This window comes from Umezawaea sp. (assembly GCF_036375055.1).
Taxonomy (GTDB): Bacteria; Actinomycetota; Actinomycetes; order Mycobacteriales; family Pseudonocardiaceae; genus Umezawaea.
This window is the reverse complement of record NZ_DASUSQ010000046.1, coordinates 149,435-170,287: the sequence shown is the minus strand read 5'-3', so window position 1 is coordinate 170,287 and position 20,853 is coordinate 149,435. Positions and strand designations below refer to the sequence as shown.

The 20,853-nt window shown below is 72.5% G+C and carries 15 protein-coding genes; 7 read left to right on the top strand and 8 right to left on the bottom strand.

Annotated features, from left to right (window positions below; translation table 11 throughout):
• Window positions 1–104: 104 nt before the first annotated feature.
• A complete protein-coding gene (locus tag VFZ92_RS14075) occupies window positions 105–1,781 on the bottom strand; it encodes a ribonuclease J (protein ID WP_330876539.1) in 1,677 nt (558 codons plus the stop codon).
• 194 nt (window positions 1,782–1,975) lie between these two features.
• Here VFZ92_RS14075 and VFZ92_RS14070 point away from each other — a divergent pair, with 194 nt between their 5' ends.
• From VFZ92_RS14070 to VFZ92_RS14060, 3 genes are all read left to right on the top strand, one after another.
• Window positions 1,976–4,612: an ATP-binding protein gene (locus VFZ92_RS14070; protein ID WP_330876345.1), complete on the top strand. Its 2,637-nt coding sequence runs from the start codon at window positions 1,976–1,978 to the stop codon at window positions 4,610–4,612.
• Between the two features lie 271 nt (window positions 4,613–4,883).
• Window positions 4,884–5,987 carry a ThiF family adenylyltransferase gene (locus VFZ92_RS14065; protein WP_330876344.1) on the top strand — a complete coding sequence of 368 codons (1,104 nt, stop codon included), beginning with the start codon at window positions 4,884–4,886 and terminating at the stop codon, window positions 5,985–5,987.
• Window positions 5,984–7,186, top strand: coding sequence for a hypothetical protein (locus VFZ92_RS14060; protein WP_330876343.1), 1,203 nt, complete (start codon window positions 5,984–5,986; stop codon window positions 7,184–7,186). Before VFZ92_RS14065 ends, VFZ92_RS14060 begins: the two co-directional genes overlap by 4 nt.
• Before the next feature lie 81 nt (window positions 7,187–7,267).
• Here VFZ92_RS14060 and VFZ92_RS14055 read toward each other — a convergent pair whose 3' ends face one another.
• The 5 genes from VFZ92_RS14055 to VFZ92_RS14035 form a co-directional block, all read right to left on the bottom strand.
• Complete coding sequence (locus VFZ92_RS14055) at window positions 7,268–8,782, bottom strand: non-reducing end alpha-L-arabinofuranosidase family hydrolase (protein WP_330876342.1); 1,515 nt, start codon at window positions 8,780–8,782, stop codon at window positions 7,268–7,270.
• Between the two features lie 634 nt (window positions 8,783–9,416).
• Entirely contained in the window at window positions 9,417–9,770 is a 354-nt protein-coding gene (locus VFZ92_RS14050) for a metalloregulator ArsR/SmtB family transcription factor (RefSeq protein WP_330876341.1), read from the bottom strand.
• An 85-nt stretch (window positions 9,771–9,855) separates the two neighbouring features.
• Window positions 9,856–11,505, bottom strand: a complete 1,650-nt coding sequence (locus VFZ92_RS14045) for a SulP family inorganic anion transporter (RefSeq protein ID WP_330876340.1) — start codon at window positions 11,503–11,505, stop codon at window positions 9,856–9,858.
• A gap of 31 nt (window positions 11,506–11,536) precedes the next feature.
• Window positions 11,537–11,713, bottom strand: a complete 177-nt coding sequence (locus VFZ92_RS14040; RefSeq protein ID WP_330876339.1) for a hypothetical protein — start codon at window positions 11,711–11,713, stop codon at window positions 11,537–11,539.
• A 214-nt stretch (window positions 11,714–11,927) separates the two neighbouring features.
• Complete coding sequence (locus VFZ92_RS14035; protein WP_330876338.1) at window positions 11,928–12,356, bottom strand: arsenate reductase ArsC; 429 nt, start codon at window positions 12,354–12,356, stop codon at window positions 11,928–11,930.
• Between the two features lie 297 nt (window positions 12,357–12,653).
• On the opposite strand from VFZ92_RS14035, the gene arsB reads away from it, so the two are divergent.
• Entirely contained in the window at window positions 12,654–13,736 is a 1,083-nt protein-coding gene (gene arsB, locus VFZ92_RS14030) for an ACR3 family arsenite efflux transporter (protein ID WP_330876337.1), read from the top strand.
• A 78-nt stretch (window positions 13,737–13,814) separates the two neighbouring features.
• Window positions 13,815–14,165 (top strand): metalloregulator ArsR/SmtB family transcription factor, encoded by a 351-nt coding sequence (locus tag VFZ92_RS14025; RefSeq protein WP_330876336.1) that lies wholly within the window; start codon window positions 13,815–13,817, stop codon window positions 14,163–14,165.
• Window positions 14,166–14,375: 210 nt separating this feature from the next.
• On the opposite strand, the gene VFZ92_RS14020 is transcribed toward VFZ92_RS14025, so the two are convergent.
• Window positions 14,376–15,038 carry a hypothetical protein gene (locus VFZ92_RS14020; protein WP_330876335.1) on the bottom strand — a complete coding sequence of 221 codons (663 nt, stop codon included), beginning with the start codon at window positions 15,036–15,038 and terminating at the stop codon, window positions 14,376–14,378.
• Window positions 15,039–15,272: 234 nt separating this feature from the next.
• Between VFZ92_RS14020 and VFZ92_RS14015 the strand changes: the two genes are divergently transcribed.
• Complete coding sequence (locus tag VFZ92_RS14015) at window positions 15,273–15,476, top strand: MbtH family protein (RefSeq protein ID WP_330876334.1); 204 nt, start codon at window positions 15,273–15,275, stop codon at window positions 15,474–15,476.
• Window positions 15,477–15,535: 59 nt separating this feature from the next.
• On the top strand, window positions 15,536–16,240 hold the full coding sequence (locus tag VFZ92_RS14010) for a thioesterase II family protein (protein WP_330876333.1): 705 nt from the start codon (window positions 15,536–15,538) through the stop codon (window positions 16,238–16,240).
• Between the two features lie 10 nt (window positions 16,241–16,250).
• Here VFZ92_RS14010 and VFZ92_RS14005 read toward each other — a convergent pair whose 3' ends face one another.
• The gene (locus tag VFZ92_RS14005; RefSeq protein ID WP_330876332.1) at window positions 16,251–20,849 is read right to left on the bottom strand and encodes an amino acid adenylation domain-containing protein; all 4,599 of its coding nucleotides are present in this window, start codon (window positions 20,847–20,849) and stop codon (window positions 16,251–16,253) included.
• Window positions 20,850–20,853 lie beyond the last annotated feature (4 nt).

Genomic DNA, 20,853 nt, shown 5'->3' with positions numbered 1-20,853 from the left:
CGCGCGGTGGTCGGGTCGGGACCCTCGACCACGGGTGAACGGCGGGCTCCGGCCGCCGTTCACCCGTGGCCACCACGAGGGGTGGGTCGTCGATCAGCCTGCTGTCACGCCTCGACCACCACGGGGATGACGACGGGTCGGCGGCGGTGGGTCCGGTACGCCCAGTTCTGCACCTCGCGTGCGATGACCTGTTCGAGCCGCTGGATGTCGGTCGCGTCCCGCCCGGCCGCGTTGGCCAGCGCCTTCTCGATGGCGGTGGTCGCGGATCGGAAGGTCGAGGCGTCGTGCTCGAAGCCGTGGGCGATGAAGTCCGGCGGTTCGGCGAGCTGCCGGGTGTCGAGGTCGACGAGAGCGACGACGGTGATCACCCCCTCCTCACCGAGGGTGCGGCGCTGCGCCAGCGATTCCTCGGTGACGCCGCCCACGGTCTGCCCGTCGACGTAGACGTTGTGGATCTCGACCTTGCCGGTGATGCGGGCGCGGCCCTCGTGCAGGTCGATGACGTGGCCGTTGGAGGCGATCGGCACCCGGTCGCGGTGCACGCCGGTCTTGACCGCCAGCTCGGCGTTGGCCCGCAGGTGGCGGGCTTCGCCGTGCACGGGCAGCACGTTGGCGGGCTGCACGATGTTGTAGCAGTAGACCAGTTCGCCCGCGCTGGCGTGCCCGGAGACGTGCACCTTGGCGTTGCCCTTGTGCACGACGTTCGCGCCGCGGTCGGTCAGGCCGTTGATGACCCGGTAGATCGCGTTCTCGTTGCCGGGGATGAGCGAGCTGGCCAGCAGGATGGTGTCGCCCTCCTCGACCTGGATCGAGTGGTCGCCACCGGCCATGCGCGACAGCGCCGCCATCGGCTCGCCCTGCGAGCCGGTGCAGACGAGGGTCACCTTCTCGGGTGACATCCTGTCCATGCGCTTGACGTCGACGACCAGACCGTCGGGCACCTTGAGGTAGCCCAGCTCGGTCGCCACACCCATGTTGCGGACCATCGAGCGGCCCACGAAGGCGACCTTGCGACCGTGGGCGTGGGCGGCGTCGAGGACCTGCTGGATGCGGTGGACGTGGCTGGCGAAGCTGGAGACGATCACCCGTCGACGCGTGGTGCGGAACACCTCCTCGATGGCGGGCGCGAGTTCGCGTTCGGAGGTGGTGAAGCCGGGCACGTCGGCGTTGGTGGAGTCGACCAGGAACAGGTCGACCCCCTCTTCGCCGAGGCGGGCGAAGCCGCGCAGGTCGGTCATGCGCCCGTCGAGGGGGAACTGGTCCATCTTGAAGTCGCCGGTGTGCAGGACGAGGCCGGCGGAGGTGCGGATGGCGACGGCGAGGCTGTCCGGGATGGAGTGGTTGACCGCGAGGAACTCCAGGTCGAACGGGCCGCGGGCGAGCAGCTTGCCCTCGGTGACCTCGACGGTCACCGGGGTGATGCGGTGTTCGACGAGCTTGGCCTTCAGCAGGCTCAGGGTCAGCCTGGACCCGATGACCGGGATGTCGGGGCGTTCGCGCAGCAGGTAGGGGACCGCGCCGATGTGGTCCTCGTGGCCGTGCGTCAGCACGACCGCGACCACGTCGGACAGGCGGGCCCGGAAGTGGCTCCAGTCGGGCAGGATCACGTCCACGCCGGGCTGGTGCTCCTCGGGGAACAGCACCCCGCAGTCGACGACGAGCAGCTTGCCGTCGTACTCGAACACGGTCATGTTCCGGCCGATCTCCCCGAGTCCTCCCAGGGCGACGACGCGGAGGGTGTCCGGGGAGAGGGGCGGCGGAGGGGCGGAGGTTCGAGCCATGGTCACGCCGGTCACGGTATGCGGGTGGCCGGGGGCGGCGACAATCGCCCTGGTGCAGCCGGTGGATTCGGCAGGTCGGAGGGCCTGGACCGGGACACCGCGGGCCCGTCGGCCGGTAGTTTCCACCTGACGAGCAGCACCACGGGACGTCGGGGGACGTCGGGGACGCGTGGGCGATGCGAGGGGGAGTGCCCGTGGCCGCGAACGGGGAGGCGCCGTCACCCGCCGGAGCGACGACGGTCGAGCACCTGACCGAGCGGCTGCGACTGCTCCAGGCGTGGTCCGGGATGTCCTACCGGGCCATCCACCGCGAGCTGGCGCGCGACCGGGTGGCGCGCGGTGTGCCGGAACGGCCCGTGCTCAACACCGTCTACCGGTGCTTCCAACCCGGTCGGTCGCGGTTGGACGTGGAACTGGTCGTGGACATCGCGCGGCTCCTGCTGGGCGACGACGACGCGGCCGAGCAGTGGCGGCACGGCTGCCTGCTGGTCGCGAGCACGGCGGCCGCCGCCGCGATCGTCGGCGTCGCGGGGACCTGGCCGGACGACCTGCCCGCGTTCACCGGTCGTCAGGACGACCTCCGCCGCGTCCTCGCGCCGGACGCCGCCCTCGGGTGGGTCATCGCCGGGATGCCGGGGGTCGGCAAGACGAGGCTGGCCGTCCACGCGGGCCACCGGCTGATGGCCGACGGGCGGTTCGACGACGTGCGGCTCGCCGTCGACCTGCGCGGCTACGACCCCGACCGGCCGCCCGCCGACCCGAGCGCCGTGCTGGAGGGCTTCCTGCGCAAGCTCGGCGTGCCCGGCGACCGCGTCCAGCACCTCGGCCTGGCGGGCCGGGCGGACAGGTTCCGCGAACTGCTGGCGGGCCGCACCGCGCTGCTGCTGCTGGACAACGCCGCCTCCGCCGAGCAGGTGGCCCCCCTGCTGCCCGGCACCTCCGGCTCCTTCGCCCTGATCACGAGCCGCCGCAGGCTGCCGGACCTGCCCTCGGTGCGTTCGCTGACCCTGGACGTGCTGGCCGCCGACGAGGCGGTCGAACTGCTGCGCCGCGCCTCGGGCGACGCCGTCGACGCCGACCTCGGCACCGCCGCCGAGATCGCCGGACTGCTCGGCCACCTGCCGCTGGCGTTGGACCTGCTCACCGGGCGGATGCGGGCGAACCCGGACTGGGCGCTGTCCGACCACCTCGACAGGCTCCTGCACCACCGGCGCGGCCTGCGCCTGGACACCGGCGTCGAGGTGGCGATCAGCCTGTCCTACCGCGACCTCCCCGCCGCGCCGCGGCGGACGTTCCGGCTCCTCGCCCTGCACCCCGGCTCCGACCTCACCCCGCCCGCCGTCGCGGCGCTCACCGGCACCGACCCCGACCAGGCGCGCGGCGAACTGGACCAGCTCGCCGCCGCCCACCTCCTCCAGCAGCCCGTGCCCGGCCGCTACCGCTTCCACGACCTCATCCGCACCTACGCCACCAGCCGCGCGCACGACGAGGACCCCGCCGGAGCCCGCCGCGCCGCTCTGACCCGTCTGGTCGGGCACTACCTGCACACCACCGGCCTCGCCGTGGACCTGCTCTACCCGCACGAGCGGGACCGCCGACCGCGCATCCCCGACCAGCGGGTGCCGCCCGCGCCGCTCGCCGACCCGGCCGCCGCCCGCGCCTGGCTGGACGTCGAGCGGACCGATCTCCTCGCCGTCGCCACCCAGCCGGACCAGGACGGCGCGCTGCTCGCCGCGGTCCTGCACCGGCACCTGGCCGTCACCGGCGGCTACACCGACGCGCGGCTGCTGCACGAGCACGTCATCGCCCGAGCCGGACGGCGGGGCGACACCGCCGCCGAGGCCCGCGCGCTGCTGGACCTCGGCGAGATCGACGTGCGCACCGGGCGGTACGACCTGGCGATCGACCACGTGCGGGACGCCCTGGCCCTGCCAGACGGGCTCGCCGGGCCCCTGCCCGTCGCCCGCGCGCTGCGCTACCTCGCGATGGCCAACCAGTTCACCGGCCACTACGACCGCGCCATCGACCACCTGGAGCAGGCCGTCGAGGTGAGCAGGAGGGCGGGCGACCGACCCGGCGAGGCCAGCGGCCTGGGCAACCTCGGCGTCGTCCACCAGCTGACCGGGCGCTACGCGGAGGCCGCCGACCACCACCGGCGCGCGCTGGTCGTGTTCGACGCCCTCGGCGCGCTGGAGGACAAGGCCCGCGCGCTGAACCACCTCGGCACCCTCGCCCGGCTCCTCGGGCGGTACTCCGAGGCGGCCGAGCACCACCGGCGGGCCCTGGACCTGTTCACCGACGTGCGGGCGCTCGAAGGCCAGGCGTCGGCGCACGACCACCTGGGCGTCGTCGAACGGCTCACCGGCCGCCTCCACCAGGCCCACGACCACCACCGCCGAGCACTGGAGCTGTCCCGGCGGATCGGTGATCGGGACGACGAGGCCCGCGCGCTCGACAACCTGGGCGACCTGCACCGGACGGCGGGGCGGTTCGACCTCGCCGTCGAACACCACGAGCTGGCCCTGGCCCTCTACCGCGACCTCGGCGACCCCGGTGGGCAGGCCGCAGCGCTCAACGGGCTCGGCGAGACGGCCCTCGCCACGGGCTCTCCCCGTGCGGCGCTGACCGCGCACGCCGAGGCGTGCGCGTGCGCGGGCGAGATCGGCCACCAGCAGGAGCAGGCCCGCGCCTGCGACGGCCTCGCCCACGCCCACCACGTCCTCGGTGACCACGACCAGGCCCGCGAGCGGTGGCGGCAGGCGCTGTCCCTCTACGAGCGGCTGGGCGTCGCGGAAGCCGACACCGTCCGCGCCCGACTGCGCGACCGCTGAGCACGCGGCCCCGTTCGACTTCGTTCGAGAACCGCCTCCGCCGGGCCGGGGGCGGCAAGCTCGGCACCGAGGCCGACGAGGCCGGTCCGGCGTCCGGTCAGGGGGACCGGCGCGTGCGCGGAAGGGGGGTGTCGCCATGACCATCGAGGTTCGCAGGGTCGAGTCCGTGAAGGCCACCGGCAACGACGGCTGAGCCGGTCGCCCGCACGGGGTGGGGTCGCGCGTCGGCCCCACCCCGTGCCGTCCGGTCGGCGACAGAGGGGGAGAACCGATGCGAGTGGTGTTGAAGGAATGCGCGTGGAAGCCGCTGGACGGGGACCTCGTCCTGGTCCGCGATCCGCGCGAGGCGCTCACGCTGGCCGACCCGGACGGCCGGGTGGCGGCGCTGCTCGACGAACTCCGCCGCGGACCCGCGACGGCGGCCGACCTCGCGCGGGCCCTCGTGGCGCGCGGTGTCGAGATCACCGAGGACGACGTGGCCTCCGGGCTGGACGGGCTCGATTCGCTCGGCCTGCTGGAACGGCCGGACCAGCGGTCGCTCGGTGACCCGGAACTGGACGCCCGCCAGTTCTCGAACCTGACGTTCTTCGCGTCCTACGCCCGGCGCGACCAGTCCCGCGCGGAGTTCGTCCGCCGGGTCCGCGAGTCCCGCGTGCTGGTCCTGGGCACGGGCGGGGTCGGGTCGAGCATCGTGCAGTGCCTCGCCGGGCTCGGCGTCGGTGCCATGACGCTGGTCGACCGCGACGACGTGGAGCCGCGCAACTTCGCCCGCCAGTTCGTCTACCGCCACCGCGACCTCGGGCGCTCCAAGGTCGAGCGGGCCGCCGAGTGGGTGCGCGAGTACGACCCGGCCATCGAGGTCCGCGCGGTCGACCGGTGGATCACCGGAGCCGCCGACCTGGCCGACCTCACCGGCGACGTCGACATCGTCGTCGGCGGGCTGGACTCCGAGCAGGGCGCCCACCTGTGGGTCAACGAGGCCGCGCTGCGCGCAGGCGTCCCGTACGTCGGCGGGGGGATGCAGCGGACGCAGTTCATGTACTTCTCCGTCGACCCCGGCACCAGCCCGTGCCTGCTGTGCGACGAGTCCGACCGCCCCGCCCCCGGCGACCCGACCTCCGCGGGCGTGGCGCAGGAGCTGTCGAGGTCCCTGCGGTTCAACAACGCGCTCATCGGCCCGATCGCCATGCAGCTCGGATCGCTGATGGCCTACGAGGCGCTGCGCTACCTGAGCGGCTTCGAACCGCCCCGCGCGGCGGGCGCGCAGGTCGTGCTCGACCTGCGCACCGGGCTCGTGCCGACCTGGCAGCCGTTCCCGCGCGACCCGCTGTGCCCGGCGTGCGCTCTCGCGGCCGAACCGGTCACCCGGCCGTGAACGCGCCCGAGGTGGTCCGCCTGCGGCCGCTCAGCGTGGTGGCCGAAGGCGATGACGTGCTCATCGGCGACCCGGAGACCGGCACGTTCGTCACCGTGCCCGCCATCGGCGGGCTCGTCGTCGCCGCGCTGCGGCGCGGCGACAGCGTGGAGGCCGCCGCGGCCGAGGCCGAGGCCGCCGCGGGCGAACCGGTGGACGTGACCGCGTTCGTGGCCGTGCTGACCGACCTGGGGTTCGTCGACGACGGGACCGGCGAACCCCGCGAGGCGCCCGCCACCGCGCCGATCCAGGGCAGGCGCTGGGTGGCGGGCGTCGGTCCGCGCCTGGTGCGGCCGTTCTTCGGCCGGGTCGCCTGGACCTGCTACGCCGCGCTCGCCGTGTTCTGCACGGCCGTCCTCGCCACCGTCCCGGCGCTGTTCCCGGAGCCGACCCGCGACGCGTTCCCGCTCGGTGACACCGGGCTGAACGCGGTGCTGCTCGTGCCGCTGTCGATGTCGACGATGGCGCTGCACGAGTGCGGGCACTGGCTGGCGGCCCGAGCCGCGGGCCTGCGCGCCCGGTTCGGCGTGGACCGGCGGATGATGCTCCTGGTCTTCGAGACCGACCTGACCCAGCTGTGGAGCGTCCCGCGCCGCGCGCGCTACGGCCCGCTGCTGGGAGGGATGGCCCTCGACGTCGTGCTGCTCGCCCTCCTGCTGGCCGGTCGGCTGCTGATCCACACGGGTGCCTGGTCCGCGGCGGACCCGGTGGACGCGGTGCTGGCGGTCGGCGTGTACCTCAAGCTGGCGGGTCTGCTGTGGCAGTGCATGGTGTTCCTGCGCACCGACCTGTACGCGGTGCTGGTGAACCTGCTGGGCTGCCACGACCTGTGGCGCGTCAAGACGCTGCGGCTGCGCGAGGCGTTCGGCGCGCTCACGGCCGACCAGGCCGCCGAACTCGCGGGAGCCTCCACCGCCGACCGCCGCGCCGCGGGCTGGTTCCGCTGGCTGTGGCTGGCGGGTTTCGCGGGCGTGCTCACCTGGTTCGCGGTGTTCGTCCTGCCGGTGCTCGCGACCGTGCTGAGCTGGGCGGCGACGCGGATGGCGCCGGGACCGCTCACCGGCGGGTTCTGGTACGCCCTGCTGTGCGCGACGGCGCTGCTCGGCCCGTACGCGCTCGCCGCCGCGCTCGCGGTCCGGGACCGCGTGCGGCGCGGCTGAACCAGCACGGCGCTCGGCACCGGTGGGTCGGCGCCCCCACCCGGGGAGGGGTGGGGGCGCCGACCCGGCCGCGCTGGACGATCAGCGTTGCAGCGTCAGCACTCCCGGTCGCCAGGGCAGGCGGTTGTAGTCGCCGCCCGCGTTCGGGTCCTTGCCCTGGTAGAGGAATTGCAGGTTGCAGGGGTCGATGGTCTTGGTCTGGTCGGGGTTGCTGCGGACCAGGTCGCCGTGGCTGATGTCGTTGGTCCACGTCGCGCCGCTGTTCGCCCTGCCCGCGAAGGGGTTGCTCTCGGTGGCGGCCTGCGGAGTCCACGAGCCGCCCAGGCTGCTGGAGGTGAACGAGCGGAAGTAGCGCCCGCCGCTGCCCATCGCCTCGACGATCATGAGGTACTGGTTCTGGTCCTTGACCTTGTAGACCTCGACCCCCTCGAAGAGGTTGGCCTGCGTGTCGCTCATGATCTGGGTCCACGACGAGCCGAAGCTGCCGGGGAAGTTCCCGATGGGCATGCTGGCGCGGTAGATCTTGCCGTTGTCACCGGCGAAGAACAGGTACATGGTCGAGCCGTCGGCGATGAGGGTCTGGTCGATCGGTCCGGTGCTGGAGTTGGGGATGCTGCCGGTGAAGAGGGTCTGCTGCGCCGACCACCCGTTGGCGTTGGTGGGGTCGCTCGACGTCCGGTAGCTGAAGGCCGTCCCGCCCCACTGGTAGGCGAGCACCCAGACGTTCTTCGGGGCGAAGTAGAACAGCGTGGGGGCCACGGTGCCGGAGTTCATCCCGTTCTGACCGGCCGAGGCCATGTCGGACCAGTTCGTGAAGGTGCTGAAGTTCATCGAGCCGTACTGGGCCGAGGAGTTGACCGTCGACCCGTAGACGAGGTGCTTGCCGTTGTGGATGACGCTGGTGAAGTCCTTGAGCGAGAGCCAGCCCGACTTCGGGTTCGCCAGCGAGCCGGTCGACGACCAGCGGTAGGTCGACGGGAGCGTGCACGATCCGGTCGGCGGGGCGTCCACCTTGACGAGCTGCCACTGCTGGTTGGCGCCGTTCTGGTCGCCGTACTGGACGACGGCCGCGCCGTCCGCGGTCGACGAGCCCGTCACCTCCAGCGCCTTGCCGCTGTTGCGGTTGATCAGCTTGACGTACCCGCTGTCGGTGTCGACGAGGCTGAACTGCTGGTTGGTCCCGTTGAGGTCGGCCCACTGCTGGACCTTCGCGCCGTCGGCGGTCGACCTGCTGTCGACGTCGAGCACCTTGCCGGAGTTCTTCGACTTCAGCTTGTAGTAGCCGCCGCCGGAGTCCACGAACTGCCACAGCTGGTTGCCGAGGTCGTGGCGTGCCCACTGCTGGACGACCGCGCCGTCGGCGGTGGAGGTGCCCGACACGTCCATCGCCTTGCCGCTGTTGCGGTTGACCAGCGCGTACCACGCACTCGTGTCGACGGTCGCCGCCGACGCCACGCCGGTGTCGAGCGCGACCGCCGAGGAGGCCGCGAGGGCGGTCGCGAGCAGGGCGGTCAGCGCACGTCCCCATCGGCCGCGTCGGAGGCGACCCGTACGGCGGGGTGGCACGGTCGGCGGGGCTTGGCCCATCGAACTCATCGGTGGTTCTCCTTCGGCATCAGGGCCCGCACGAGGCCCGAGGTGCGTGACAGGGCTCGATCCCCGTGCTTCCCGCGGTGGTCGCGGCAGCACGCGGGACTGATCGGCAGGGCCGCCCTGTCGGTCCGGCGGCCCGTCCGATAACGGCCAGTGCGGATGTTAGCGATCACAATTTAACGCCAAGGTACTTGTTGTGAGTGGACTGAATAGAGTAATTGTGGGTGATTTAGGGCTTTTATCAGGCGTTTTTGATGTCCGATTCTATGGGTGGATCGTTTGCTAAATATTTAGCGTTAACATGGATCTTGGTAAGGGGGTCGCGTCGGGAGGATCAAGCCGTGGAGGAGCGCCCGGCGCGGGCAGGGACACCAGCCTGGGAAGCTCGTCGCCGCGACGGTCGTGGCCGGCCCCGGCTCGGTGAGGACCCAGGCCGCGGCGGTGCGTTCGTCGTGGTGAACCGGTGGTCGGGGTTTCCCGGCATCCCTATGCGGTCGGCCTACCCATCGTGGTCACCGCCGAGGCTCGTCGAACAGGGGCGGAGGTCCCCGTGAAGCAGCTTTCCGCAGAGGTCCGTTCGACAACTCATCGCCGCGCTCCCCGGAAAGGAGCATTGGTCGATCCCGCGGCAGCGCGGCTAGCCGGTGACCTGGCTCCGGGCTGGATCCGGGGTGCGCAGGTCCTCCAGCAGCTCGACCTGTCCGGAGAGGACGGTGGTGAGGATGGTGCGCGCCACCGCCAGCAGCTCCGCCACGTGGGGGCTGGTCAAGGAGTAGTACACGGTGGACCCCTCCTTGCGCGTGACGACGAGGCCCGCGCGGCGGAGCACCGCGAGCTGCTGCGACAGGTTCGACGGCTCGATGCCCAGTTCCGGCAGGAGTTCCGCGACGGCGTGCTCGCGTTCGCTGAGCAGTTCCAGGACCCTGATGCGGGCCGGGTGCCCCAGCGTCTTGAAGAACTCCGCCTTGAGCTGGTACAGGGGCTTGCTCATGCGGGTCCGCCGTCGTCGCGTCGTGGGCCTGGTGCGGCGGTCGTCGTCACGTGCCGCCCCCGTTCCGCCGTCTGGTCATCGGACTCTAGCAACGCCGCTGCCCGCCCTCCTCGCGCAGCAGGGTGCGGGCGTGCTCGATGGCCTCGGGCGTGGAGGCGAACACCCGGCCCAGCGCGCGGAGGCGGGTGGCCAGGCCGAGCGCGTCGAGCACGCGTTCGTGGCCGGGTCTGATGCCGGAGACGAGCACGGCGGTGCCCCGGTGCTCCAAGCGCTCGACGACGTCGCGCAGCACGATCGCGCCGGTCGCGTCGACGGTGGTGAGGCGGGAGAGCCGCAGGACGACGACCTTGACGTCGGTGACCTCGGTGAGCTCCAGCAGGAACCGGTGAGCGGCGGCGAAGAACAGCGGCCCGTCCAAGCGGTAGGCGACGATGTGCTCGGCCAGCAGCGACCGTTCCTCCTCGCCGTGGTGGCTGTGGTCGAGGACGACCTCCTCGACCCTGGCGGTCTTGGCGATCGAGCGCAGCGCCAGGCCGCAGGCGACGACCAGGCCGACGACGACGGCCGTGACCAGGTCCAGCGCCAGCGTCGTGGCGGCGGTCAGGACGAGGACGAGCGCGTCGGAACGGGTGGAGCGCAGCAGCGCGAGCACCGACCCGACCTCGACCATGCGGATCGCGGTGGCCAGCAGCACCCCGGCCAGCGCGGCGACGGGGATCGCGGCCACCAGCGGGGCCGCCGTGAACACGATGGCGGCCAGCACGAGCGCGTGGCTCAGGGCGGCCAGCCTCGACCTCGCCCCAGCCCGGACGTTGACCGCCGTGCGGGCGATCGCGGCCGTCGCGGGCACGCCGCCGAAGAGCGGGGTGACCAGGTTGGCCAGGCCTTGACCGAACAGCTCCTTGTCCGGGTCGTGGCGCTCGCCCACGCTCATCGCGTCCGCCACCGTGGCGGACAGCAGGCTCTCCAGGGCCGCCAGCGCCGCCACCGCCACGGCCGACGGCAGCAGGGTCGTGAGGGTCGTCAGGTCCAGGAACGCCGGCGACGGCACGGGCAGTGAGGACGGCAAGGCCCCGATGCGCGCCACCGGCAGGTGCGCCGCCCAGACGACGAGCGTCGCCACGACCACCGCGACCAGCGAGAACGGGATCGCCGGACGCCACCGGGCGCCGAGCAGCACCACCAGCGCCACGCCGAGCGAGAGGGTGGCGGCCTGCCAGGTCGGGTTCACGGCGAAGCGGGCCACCGCCTTCGCCGCGACCAGCGCGACCTGCTCCCCGTGCGGCGTCGGCACGCCGAGCGCCGCGGGGACCTGCTGCAACGCGATCACCCCTGCGATGCCCAGGGTGAACCCCTCGACCACCGGAGCCGGCACGTACCGCACGTACCTGCCCGCTCGCGCCACGGCCAGCCCGACCAGCAGCACGCCCGCCATCAGGCCGACCGTCAGCACACCTCCTGGACCGTGAGCCGCCACGATCGGGACCAGCACGACGGTCATGGCCCCGGTCGGTCCCGACACCTGGAGGCTGGAGCCGCCGAACACGGCCGCCACCGCGCCCGCCACGATCGCTGTGACGAGGCCGGCGGCGGCACCGAGCCCGGAGGCGATGCCGAACCCCAGCGCGAGCGGCAGCGCGACGACCGCCACCGTCACCCCGGCCAGCAGATCGCGTCGGGGGGACAGGGTGAACGACGTGAACTCGGCCCGGCCCGGCAGCAGGGACCGCGGCATCAGCGGACGCTCCGGAGGTGCGACGGCGGAGTCAGCACGCCTGCTCGTCGTCGAGGTCGACGCCGTGCTCGCGGGCGAGGCGCAGCAGGTTCCCGAGGTCGGCCTCGTGCAGGCCCGCGAGCTCCTCGTCGCCCGCGGCCCGTGCCGCGCGGGCCGACTCGTGGGCCGATTCGACCCTGGCGCGCACCGTGGTGGCGAACTCGCTCATCCGTTCCCTCCTGTGCGACGACCCCCTGAAGGTTGCGAGTTACATCATCTTATGAATTGCAAACTTCTTCAAGTCATGCGGCGCGCGATCGTCGGTCCCGGTGTCGAGATGGGCGAGTCGAAGACGCCGGACGGCAGGTCGCCGACGGCCGCCGTCCCACGGGTGCGACCGCCCGCTGGTCTCGATCGGCCGAGCGCCGTGAGCGGCGCGTCCGTCACGCCAGGGGTTCGACGTGGCTCCTCCGGTCGAGGAGTTCGGCGAGGAGCGCGCGCACGCGGCGGTCGATGTCGTCGCGGATGGGGCGGACGGCGTCGACACCCCGGCCCGCGGGGTCGTCGAGGGGCCAGTCGAGGTAGCGCTTGCCGGGGAACACGGGGCAGGTGTCGCCGCAGCCCATGGTGATCACCACGTCGGAGGCCTCGACGTCGGCGTGGGACAGCTTGGTCGGGATCTCGGCGGTGATGTCGAGGCCGAGTTCGGCGAGGGCTTCGGCGGCGGCCGGGTTGACCTTCTCCGCCGGTGCCGAACCCGCTGAGCGGACCGCGATCCTGCCCAGCGCGTAGTGCTGGAGCAGCGCCGCGGCCATTTGGGACCTGCCCGCGTTGTGGACGCACACGAACAGCACTTCCGGGATCTTGCCCACCGTCGTTCTCCTCGTCGTGGCGCTGGTCGTGGGACGTCGCGTGCGGCTCGCCGCCCGCCGATCGGACGGCGACCCCTCGGCGCCGTCGACGCAGAGCAGACCAGCTTGGATCGACGTATGTCAATGTGAGGGGAGTCGTGTCCACGGGTCGGGCGTGGGCGTCGCCCGCGTGGGCGACGCCACCTGACGGATCGACCGATGTCGATGTACTCTCCGGATCGATGACAGTCGATCCAAGGATCGCCTGTGCGTGCCCGCCGACGTGGCGGGCGCCCACCACCGAGTTCGGAGGCCCGGTTGAGCCAGGACGCCCAGCCCGTCGCGGCGGAGTCCGACGTCCTTCAGCGGTTGTCCTTCCTCGACCGGTTCCTGCCGGTGTGGATCGGCGTGGCGATGGTGGTCGGGCTGGCCTTCGGCCGGTTCGTGCCGGGGCTCCAGGGCGTCCTCGACGCGGTCGAGGTCGACGGGGTGTCGTTGCCGATCGCGCTGGGCCTGCTGCTGATGATGTACCCGGTGCTGGCGAAGGTCCGCTACGACAAGCTCGACACCGTCACGCGGGACAGGCGGACGATGGCCCTGTCGCTCGTGTTGAACTGGGTCCTCGGACCCGCGCTGATGTTCGCGCTGGCGTGGACCTTCCTGCCCGACCTGCCGGAGTACCGCACGGGGCTGGTCATCGTCGGGCTGGCGCGGTGCATCGCGATGGTCATCATCTGGAACGACCTCGCCTGCGGTGACCGCGAGGCCGCCGCGGTGCTGGTCGCGCTCAACTCGGTCTTCCAGGTGGTCATGTTCGGCGTGCTCGGCTGGTTCTACCTCGACCTGCTGCCCGCCTGGCTCGGCCTGGGCACGGCGTCGGTCGACTTCTCGCCGTGGCAGATCGCCAAGAGCGTGCTGATCTTCCTCGGCATCCCGCTGGCCGCCGGCTACCTCAGTCGCACGCTCGGCGAACGGCGTCGCGGGCGGAGCTGGTACGAGTCGACGTTCCTGCCCCGGATCGGTCCGGTCGCGCTGTACGGCCTGCTGTTCACGATCGTCGTCCTGTTCGCGTTGCAGGGGGAGACGATCACGTCCCGTCCGTGGGACGTGGCGCGCATCGCGCTCCCGCTGCTCGTCTACTTCGCGATCATGTGGGCCGGGTCGTACGCGTTGGGCAGGGCGTCCGGGCTGTCCTACGAGCGCACCACCACGCTCGCCTTCACGGCCGCGGGCAACAACTTCGAGTTGGCCATCGCCGTGGCGATCGGCGTCTTCGGCGTCACGTCCGGTCAGGCGCTCGCGGGCGTGGTCGGGCCGTTGATCGAGGTGCCGGTGCTCGTGGGGCTGGTCTACGTCAGCCTGCGGCTGCGCCGCCGCTGGGTCGCGCGGAGCGGGAGTTGAGCACGGGCGGCCCGCTCGGTGCCTCGGACGCGGCACCGCCCACGGCACCAGGGCCGTGACCTGCGTACTGTGACGGGTGTGGATGCGACGAGCACGCGCGGGCTCCCGGCGCTCGTCGACGGCTGCGCTCGCGTGAGCGTGGCCGCCGAACCGCTGGACCGGTCGACCGCCGAGCGGTTGGCCAAGCTCCTCAAGGCCGTGGCGGACCCGGCTCGCCTGCAGTTGCTCAGCATCATCCACGGCGCTCCGGGGGGTGAGGTGTGCGTCTGCGACCTGGTGGAACCGCTGGGGTTGAGCCAGCCCACGGTCAGCCACCACCTCAAGGTGCTCACCGACGCCGGCCTGCTGTCCCGTGAGCGCCGGGGGACCTGGGCGTACTTCAGCGTCGTCCCCGAGGGGTGGCAGGCGCTGCGCGCCCTGTTCGCGTGACCTGACTCCGCTCGCCGTTCGGGATGCCCGGAGACACCTCCGCACGACCGCCGTCGGGTGCGGGTCCTCGGCGCGGCCGGGTCACGGGGAGACGGTGAGTCCGGCGCGGCGAACCGCGCGCGGCTCGCCGCCTCCGCCCGTCGAGCCGAGGTCGGCCGGCCGCCGGCAGTGCTGCTCCGGTTCGCCTGGTGGGAGGGTGGAGGCGTCCGCTCACCGGACGGTGATGTCCGCCGGGAACCTCGGGTCGATCTCGTAGTGGGTGTCGTACTGGCTGCTGAAGCCGGTCACGCCGACCCGCCTGCCCACGGCGAGGCCGGTGAGGTCGATGCCGGTCTGGGTGTTGACGAAGATGGTGAGTTCGCCGGAGCCGTCGTCGACGAAGAACTTGTGGCCGTAGGGCAGGTCCGACTCGGGGGCTCGGGTGATCGTGGCGGTCACGCGCACCAGGAGGCCCTCCGTGGTCTCGTTGACGGCGGCGGTGGCCAGCCGCTTGGGGGGGACCGCGGGTCCCGTACCGCGCACGCGCACCGCGGCCGGGGTGTCGGGGACCAGGACGCGCAGGCCCGAGCTGTCGCGCAGCGTGCCCGTGGCCCGCACCCTGGCTCGGGGCGTGACGCGCAGGTCGGTCGCGACGCTGACGTAGATGCCCGCGGAGCGGTCCTGGATGGCGAAGCCCTTGTCGAAGAAGCTGGATTCGAACGCGCCCGACGGGGTCGTGGCGGTGCCCTCGACCGTGACCACCGTGCCGAGCGGCAGGGTCCGCGCCCTGGCGATGGTCACCGGGTGGTGCGACGTGTCGGCCCGGGCGGGCGCCACCCCCGCTGAGACGAGCGCCAGGAGCAGGACCGGGATGGTGCGCTGCCACGGAGACATGGTCGAAATCCCTTCTGGCCGAGCCGCGCCGGTGCGCGTGGTTCCGAACTGGTCGGATGATTCGGTTCGACTAAACCCAGGATTACGGCGCCTGGTCCGCGGCGGATGACCGGAAAAGCACCGTACCATCGCGGTGGGGGTGCGACAACCGGCGTGGTTCGGAGGTCATTCGACTTCCTCATGGCCGCCCTCCGCTATGCCATAATCTAGTTCTGCCTACTGGGGAGGAACAGCATGGGTGAAACGTCGCAGTACGTCGTGGTCCTCAACGACGAGGAGCAGTATTCCATTTGGCCCGAGGGCAAGGCCATTCCGGAGGGGTGGCGGCCGGACGGATTCGTCGGGGCCAAGGAGGAATGCCTCGCGCACATCGACGAGGTCTGGAGCGACATGCGGCCGCTCAGCCTGCGTCGGCTCATGGAAGAGCAGGTGCGGTAGTGGCGAAGAACGACTGGATCGCGTACCGGCGGCCGGTGGAGAGCGGCCGCCCGGTGCGGTTGTTCTTCTTCCCGTACGCGGGCAAGGGGGCCTCGGGCTACCGCGAACTGGCCGACCGGCTGGGCGAGGAGATCGAGCCTGTTCTGGTGCAAACGCCTGGTAGGGAGGCTCGTCTGCGGGAACCCGCCATCGCGGACATGGACGAACTGGTGGCGCGGTTGGCGGACGGGCTGCGCGGGTTGCTGGACGTGCCCTTCGCGTTCTTCGGGCACAGCATGGGCGCTCTCGTCGCGTTCGAGCTGGCGCGGAAGCTGGAGGAGGAGTCGGGTGCGCCCGGCCCGCTCCACCTGTTCGTGTCGGCCGAATCGGCGCCGCACCTGATCGTGCCGCCCGCGGTGACCAATGACCGGCTCAGCGACGCCGAATTCCTGGCGGACCCGATCAGGGTGCGCGAGGACAGCCCGTTGAAGGCCGATCCGTTCTTCGTCGAACTCATGCTGCCGACCTATCGCGCGGACTCGCTGTTGGTCGAGAGGTACCAGTCGCCTCCTGATCGTGTCGTGCGCTGCCCGATTTCCGCGTTCGTCGGTGAATTCGACGAAATTGTCCCGCAGGATGACGTGGCGGAATGGAAGTCCCACACCGCCTCGTCATTCCGGCTCCGGTTGTTGCCCGGTGACGACGGGGCGTTCTTCCGGCCGGAGTCGGTCCCGATGATCACTTCCGCGGTCGAATCCGACCTGGAAGCGCCACCGGGACCGTGACCGGTCCGCCTCAGCCGTCCTGAGGGCGCTGGGCGAGCAGTTCCCCGACCGGCCGGTCGGGATCGGCCATCATCGCGGTGAGCAGCTCGGCGAGGTCCGCGCCGAGCTGCCGCACCGTGTCCGAGTCGACCCTGGCGGTGTCGAAGAGCATCGCCACCCGCAGCGGTCGGGGGTCCACCGACACGATGAGGGCGGCGCCGACCCTGGAGAACCCCTGCGTGTCGAGCATCCGCAGGCCACCGGGCATCGTGTCGTCGAAGTTGTGCGGGTAGTTGTGCAGCAGCAGCAACGTGTCCCACAGCGGGCCGCCCGCGCGGTCGCGGAGCACCTCCAGGCTGGCGGGCGCCAGCTCCTTGAGCCGGATGCCCCGCTCCTGGAGCGACCGCAGCCACTCGACCACCGGTAGCGCCGGGTCGACCCGCAGGCCGGACGGCACGGTGTTGATCAGGAGTCCGAGCATGTCCTCGACGGCGGGCAGCTCGGCCGGGCGGGTGGAGAACACCAGTCCGTACCGGACGTCCGTCGTGGCCGTGTGCCGGGCGAGCACCGCCGCCCACGCGCCCTCCAGCATCGCGCTGAGCGTCAGCCGGGCGCGGTGCACGAACGTCTCGGCCTCGGCGGGCAGCTCGAACCGCAGCTCCTCGTACGGGGCCTGCCGTGCGACCGGTGCGGGGTCGAACAGCGTCACGGGCCGCAGGTCGGCGAGGAACTCCGTCCACAGCGCGTCCGCCGCCGCCTCGGCGCGGGGCGCGAGCCAGTCGACGTAGCGCCCGAACGACTCCGGCGCGGCGAGTTCCGGCACCGGCTCGCCGTCGCGGATGGCCGCGTGCAGCCGGAGCAGCTCGTCGAACAGCCGCGCGTAGCTCCACCCGTCGAGCAGCACGTTGTGCCGCGTCCACACCAGGCTGTGCCGGTCGTGGGCCAGGCGCACCAGGGAGAGCCGGGACAGCGGCGCCGTGTCCAGCCGGAAACCCCTGCGCCACTCGGATTCGATCCGCTCGCGCCTGCGCCGCTCCTGCTCGGCCTCCGGGTACGCGCTCCAGTCCTCGTGGGTGAAGACCGGCTCGACAGCCGGGTGGACGGTCTGGGTGTCCCCGCTGACCGACGTGCGCAGGACCGGGTGGTGGGCGGTGAGCGCCGCGAACGCCGCGCGGAGCGCGTCCGGGTCGACGTCGCCGGACAGCAGCGCCTCCGCGGGCACGACGTACATCCCCTTGCCCGGTGCCAGGGCCGCCTCCCGCACCATGCCGATCTGCAACGCCGTGAGCGGGAACGTCGCCCCCACGGGCTTGGCGGGTGCGGGCGCGTCGACCACGGCCGTGGCCACGGCGGCGAGTTCCGCGACCGTCTGGTGGCGGAACAGCTGCGGCACGGTCACCGCGAGGCCCGCGCGCCTGGCCTTGGCGATCACGTGGATGCCCCGGATCGAGTCGCCGCCCAGCTCGAAGAAGTTGTCGTCGCGGCCGATGCGGTCCACGCCGAGCACGTCCGACCACAGCCCGGCGAGCAGTTCCTCGCGCTCGCCGACGGGCGCGCTGTACCCCGCGGCCACGTCCGGCCGGTCGCCGGTGGGGGCCGCGAGCGCCTCGTGGTCGAGCTTTCCGCTGGGGGACAGCGGAAGCCGGTCCAGCTGGACGTACGCGGTCGGGATCGAGTGGTCGGGCAGCCGGTCGGCCAGCCACGCGCGCAGCGCCGCCGTGCCGACCGGGTCGCCCACCAGGTAGGCGACCAGCCGCCGTTCGCCGTGCTCGTCCTCCCGCACGACCACCGCCGCTTCGCGGACGCCCGCGTGCGCGGTGAGGGCGGCCTCGACCTCGCCGGGTTCGACGCGGAACCCGCGGACCTTGGCCTGCCGGTCGATCCGCCCGAGGAACTCGATCACGCCGTCCGCGCGCCACCGAGCCCGGTCGCCGGTGCGGTACAGCCTGCCGCCGGGCGGCCCGAACGGGTCGGCCACGAACCGGTCCGCGGTCAGCCCCGGCCTCCCGAGGTAGCCGCGCGCCAGCTGCACGCCGCCGATGTGCAGTTCGCCCGGCACGCCGATCGGCTGCGGGCGCATCCGGTCGTCGAGCACGTAGCACGTGGTGTTGTCCACCGGGCGGCCGATCGGCATGACCGCCGCCTCGTCCGGCGCCACCGGCCAGTGCGTGACGTCCACGCTGGTCTCGGTCGGCCCGTAGAGGTTGTGCAGCTCGACGTGGCCCAACCGCGCGGAGAACTCGGCGACGAGCCCGGCGGGCAGCGGTTCGCCGCCGCTGAACACCCGGCGCAGCGCGGTGAGGCGGGACAGCCCCGGCTCCGCCAGGAAGTAGCGCAGCATCGACGGCACGAAGTGCACCGTGGTCACGCCGTGCCGGGCGATCAGCTCGACGAGCTGAGCGTTGTCGCGGTGCCCGTCGGCGTCGGGCAGCACCACGCGCGCGCCCAGCACCAGCGGCCCGAAGAACTCCCACACCGAGAAGTCGAACGTGTACGCCGCGTTCTGGAGCATCACGTCGTCCTCGGTGAGCCCGTACTCGTGCTGCATCCACAGGATCCGGTTCAGGATCCCCCGGTGCGGCACGAGCACGCCCTTGGGCTCGCCCGTCGAGCCGGAGGTGTAGATCACGTACGCGAGGTTGTCCACGGTGGACCCACCGGCGGCCGGGAGGGCGTCGCCGAGCGGCAGCACCTCGTGCCCGCCGCCGTCCGCAGCGGTGATGAGCAGCCGCGCCCCGCTGTCGGTGATCATGAAGTCGAGCCGCTCGGCCGGGTAGGCCGGGTCGAGCGGCAGGTACGCGCCACCCGCCTGCCACACCGCCAGCAGCGCCACGAGCTGGTCCACCGACCGCGCCATCCGCACGGCCACCACCACGTCCGGCCCGGCACCGCCCTCGCGGAGCCGTCGCGCGAGGGCGGCGGCCCGGTCGTGCAGCCGGGCGTAGGTGATCTCGTGCTCGCCGTCGACGACCGCGATCCGGTCCGGGGCGCGTTCTGCCCGCGCGGTCACGAGTTCGTGCACCGGTCGGTCGAGCGCGAACGCCGCCGCCGTGTCGTTCCAGTCCCGCACCACCCGCCGCAGTTCCGGCTCGGGCAGGATCTCCAGCGTCGACAGCGGGGCGTCCGGCGCGGCGACCGCGCCCTCGACCAGCCGGGCGAACTGCTCGGCCAGCCGCCGCGCGGTCGAGGTGTCGAACAGCGCGGTGGCGTACTCGATGTCGATGATCAGCTCGTCGGGGGCGTCCCAGGCGTACAGCGTCAGGTCGTAGGTGCTGTACCGGCGGGGCACCGGGAACGACGCCCCGGTCACGTCACCGAGGTCGGCGACCAGGGTGGGCGGGGTCGGTTGCGACACCAGGGTCGCCGAGAAGATCGGCGGACGCGACTGGTCGCGCTCCGGCGCCAGCTCCGCCACCACCCTGGTGAACGGCACGTCGCTGTTGGTCAGCGCGCCGAACGCCACGTCGCGGGTGCGCCGCAGCAGTTCCCGGAAGCTCGGGTCGCCGGACAGGTCGCCGCGGAAGGTGGCCATGGTGACCAGGTAGCCGACCACGCGCTCCAGTTCCGGTGCCGACCGCGCGGACACCGGCGAGCCGATCGCCACGTCCTCGGTGCCCGCCCAGCGGCCGAGCAGCACCTGGAACGCCGCCAGCAGCGCGACGAACTGCGTCGCGCCCTCGTCGCGGGCCAGCGCGCGCACCGCGTCGCGCAGCTCGCCGGACATCGTGGTCCGCAGCCTGCTCCCGCCGTTGTCGCGCACCGCGGCGCGCGGTCGGTCCAGCGGCAGGTCCAGCGGCCGCACGCCCCGGAGCTGCTCCTTCCAGTACTCCAGCTGACCGGTGAGGTCGACCGGACCGCGGTCTCGGGTGGTCGGGGCGGGCCGCGGCAGCCCGCGTCCGGCGTAGTGGTCGGCCAGCTCGTCGCAGAGCACGGCGAGCGACAGGCCGTCGGCGACGATGTGGTGCGCGTACAGCAGGAACACGTGGTCGGTCGGGTCGAGGGCGAGCAGCACCGCGCGCACCAGCGGCCCCTCGGCGAGGTCGAACGGCTCGGTGAGGCGGTCGAGCGCGACCTGCCGCGCCTTGTCCACATCGGACACGTCGACCCGGTCGAGCGCCACCTCCAGCGCGGGCAGCACGTCCTGGTGCGGGACGCCGTCCGGGCCGGTGGGGAACCTGGTGCGCAACGAGTCGTGCCGGGCCACCAGCGCGTCGACGGAGGCCTGGAGCCGGGCCACGTCCAGCGGCCCGGTCAGCCGCAGCGGGAGCAGTTCGGTGTAGGCGAGGTTGCCGGGCGTCAGCTGGTCGGCGACCCAGAGCTCCTCCTGCTGCGCCGAGAGCGGCAGCGGGCCCGCGCTGATCGCGGCGCTGTCCACCGCCGGTTCCGCCCGGAGCCGCTCGGCCGCCTCGCCCACGGCGGTGGTGAAGTCGGGCAGCGCCGGGTGGAAGAAGATCAGCTGGAGCGGGAGGGGCAGGCTGAACAGCTCGCGCAGCCTGCCCATGAGCCGGGCGCCCTGGATGGAATCGCCGCCCAGCTCGAAGAAATCGGCGTCCGCGGGCAGCTCGGACCTGCCGAGGACGTCGCGCCATACCGGCGTGACGGCCGCGTGGACTTCGTCGCGGGTGTGCACTGTG

What these genes read in the sequence shown, in the direction of transcription:
- VFZ92_RS14075 (WP_330876539.1), bottom strand. Translation starts at nt 1,781, where the DNA reads ATGGCTCGAACCTCCGCCCCTCCGCCGCCCCTCTCCCCGGACACCCTC.
- VFZ92_RS14065 (WP_330876344.1), top strand. Translation starts at nt 4,884, where the DNA reads ATGCGAGTGGTGTTGAAGGAATGCGCGTGGAAGCCGCTGGACGGGGAC.
- VFZ92_RS14055 (WP_330876342.1), bottom strand. Translation starts at nt 8,782, where the DNA reads ATGAGTTCGATGGGCCAAGCCCCGCCGACCGTGCCACCCCGCCGTACG.
- VFZ92_RS14050 (WP_330876341.1), bottom strand. Translation starts at nt 9,770, where the DNA reads ATGAGCAAGCCCCTGTACCAGCTCAAGGCGGAGTTCTTCAAGACGCTG.
- VFZ92_RS14045 (WP_330876340.1), bottom strand. Translation starts at nt 11,505, where the DNA reads ATGCCGCGGTCCCTGCTGCCGGGCCGGGCCGAGTTCACGTCGTTCACC.
- VFZ92_RS14040 (WP_330876339.1), bottom strand. Translation starts at nt 11,713, where the DNA reads ATGAGCGAGTTCGCCACCACGGTGCGCGCCAGGGTCGAATCGGCCCAC.
- VFZ92_RS14020 (WP_330876335.1), bottom strand. Translation starts at nt 15,038, where the DNA reads ATGTCTCCGTGGCAGCGCACCATCCCGGTCCTGCTCCTGGCGCTCGTC.
- VFZ92_RS14015 (WP_330876334.1), top strand. Translation starts at nt 15,273, where the DNA reads ATGGGTGAAACGTCGCAGTACGTCGTGGTCCTCAACGACGAGGAGCAG.